At 59.3% G+C, this 2,249-nt stretch carries 2 protein-coding genes and 1 pseudogene; 1 reads left to right on the top strand and 2 read right to left on the bottom strand.

What is annotated here, in order from left to right; all coding sequences use genetic code 11:
- Positions 1-565 precede the first annotated feature (565 nt).
- Positions 566-799 carry a hypothetical protein gene (locus AC0L30_RS42745; RefSeq protein WP_009859267.1) on the top strand — a complete coding sequence of 78 codons (234 nt, stop codon included), beginning with the start codon at positions 566-568 and terminating at the stop codon, positions 797-799.
- A gap of 22 nt (positions 800-821) precedes the next feature.
- Here the strand turns inward: AC0L30_RS42745 and AC0L30_RS42740 are convergent, their stop codons facing one another.
- Both AC0L30_RS42740 and AC0L30_RS42735 read right to left on the bottom strand, forming a co-directional pair.
- Positions 822-1,097 carry a helix-turn-helix domain-containing protein gene (locus AC0L30_RS42740; RefSeq protein WP_473406768.1) on the bottom strand — a complete coding sequence of 92 codons (276 nt, stop codon included), beginning with the start codon at positions 1,095-1,097 and terminating at the stop codon, positions 822-824.
- An 880-nt stretch (positions 1,098-1,977) separates the two neighbouring features.
- A pseudogene (locus AC0L30_RS42735) lies at positions 1,978-2,095 on the bottom strand (transposase); the annotation flags it as partial.
- Positions 2,096-2,249 lie beyond the last annotated feature (154 nt).

Here is a 2,249-nt window from a genome sequence, read left to right as displayed (position 1 = left end):
ACCCGCAAAAGCGCGCACTTTTCGAACGCTTGGCAGATGAGCTCGCCATAGAGGCTCTCGAACTCGAGCAGGTGGTGCAGCTGCAAAGCCGGCGCTCCGGTCACAGCGACATGGATAAAGTCGTGCCCCTCCGCGTGCGTCCAGATCGTCGCTGACCCGACCCCGCCTTCCTTTTTAGGCCACTGCCTTAACTCCGGGCGGCCGCGTCGCGGATCGCGAGCGGGACCGACGCCCCACGTAACGCATGTGGCTCGATTTAATTGACGCGCTGCCGCGTTTTACAAAGAGTGTTGGATGGCCTGTTAACTCGGATGGCCAGGAGCGCAATTAATCCATCGCCGCATGGGGGCCCATGTCGCCGCGAAGGCTCGTGCCGAGTAGGGGGCGCAACACATGGCTGCACGTTTCGTTATAACCGTAGTGAGCAACAAGGTGTGTTCACCAGGTCGTATCCCGCCGGAGGCAGGGCGTAATGTTTTAGGAACGACCACGCAGTTTGATCTGCTTCTTTAGTTTGGAATAGCGAGCTTCGACCGATGCCTGACTGCGGCCGAGGTATGCTGCAATGTCGCTGAATGACGCTCCGCTCGCGCGCATCCGAAAAAGCATCTCGTCGTCCTCTGCGGACCAAATCGCCGAACTTTTAGGAGCCTCGGATCGGACCATTTCCACCCTGCTGCCGATTTTTGCGATCCTGCAAAAGACGCCGCGTCAGGCAAATTATGGCAGCCGGCATCTCGCCAAACCACCGCTTACAGGTTGGGCAGTCGTACAGGCGCACGCCGGATGGCAGTGTTAGCACCTGTGTCCAGCAGGAGGGGTCACCTGGCGTTGCGGCTACAGTCAAGGACGCGAAGATGGGGAGGGCGGGGGAGGACTCTCGGCTGACCGATCCATTGCGCAAAGGCGCGTCCGTTGGTGCGGCTTACTCGGCCTCGCTGCTTGCGGAAACGTTGTAACCGACCGTAGACGGCCTGGCGACTGCGACCCAAGCGCTCGCCGAGCTCGGTCGCAGTCGTGCCCTCATCGTGTAGCGCAAGCAGTTGGGCTTCTTCTTCGGGCGACCACGGGCGGACCTCTTGTCGATTGTTGGACATCGATTCAAGCCAGCAAAAGCGCTGCGGAGCGTCATCGTACGTCAGGATCGTAAACGATAAGTTCAGGAGGAGCCGTGAACGTCGTCTGACTCGCGCTTGCAAGCTAGGGGCGCGTGTAATGTCGACCCAAGATACGGCGGTCCAGGGTGCCCGTGTAACGATCGGTAAGTATTGGGCATGCAAAATAGCGCCTTTCTGCGCGTGATCAGTCCGACCAAGAAGATCGCCGTGACATCAGATAATGATGACGAGCTGGCTGTTCTGGGCCGAACGCACGAAGCGATTGGCAGCCCGCGTACCCGGCTTGGATATATTTTCCCAAGGTCTCATCGAGCGGATGAACGGCGGCTGGCGTGTCACAGATAAGGGGCGCTCGGTTCTCGAGATTATGGAGGCGCGGTCCGCACCCGCCCAAGCAACGGAGCGAACTCCCGTCCGCGCCGTCGAGGAGCCGACGCTGGCCACCTCTCTGTCACCCGTGCCTTCGATACCGCCAGTTCGGCGCAAGCGCGACCGAAAGCGGCGCCAGCGGGACACTGTACAGCGAATACAGGCGAAGGCGTCGTAACGAAGGTCGGTCGCGGTTGGATTCGAGTGAAGCGGCGCAAATGAAACGTAAGACAAGATTTTTCTAAGCTTTATTGATTCGCATAACCTTCATTATGGAACATCCGAAGATATTGGGTCGGTTTTCCAGCCGGGCAAGTCGCCGTGGACAGCGAACCAAGCAAATTACTGAATCGTCAAGTTGCGAGCGTCGCTGTCAAATCGACTAGAACGATCCGAGGTGTGCCCTTAGCAAGTCAACCTTTTCAATCAGTCCCGACGACCAGAGGCCTTGTCGGCTCGAGCGGTTGAAGCGGTTATACATCGTCGTCTAGGGGCCGTATTCCGGCGGACGGTCGCGCCACCGCGCTCCCGAACGCAGCATATGGATGACCCCGCTAATCACACGGCGGTCATCCCACCCGATGCGCGCCGCGCCGCCCACGTGGCAGTAGCGGCTCAAGCCGCTTCTACTAGGCGTCGCTGAGCCGCCATCAAGGACTCCCTCGATCAGGAAGTCTTGAACCGACCCGGGTTTGCCGGAGGCTCCAACTCCTGAGAGGATGGAGCCATGACAAGCAAGACCACGAACAAGTTTTCGCCTGA

The sequence above is a fragment of the Bradyrhizobium sp. MI1.11 genome, assembly GCF_055811255.1.
Note: the sequence above shows the minus strand (reverse complement) of the source record. Positions and strands in the feature narration are given on the sequence as shown.

Coding starts and splice junctions, on each gene's coding strand:
- AC0L30_RS42745 (WP_009859267.1), top strand. CDS start 566: ATGTCGCTGAATGACGCTCCGCTCGCGCGCATCCGAAAAAGCATCTCG.
- AC0L30_RS42740 (WP_473406768.1), bottom strand. CDS start 1,097: ATGTCCAACAATCGACAAGAGGTCCGCCCGTGGTCGCCCGAAGAAGAA.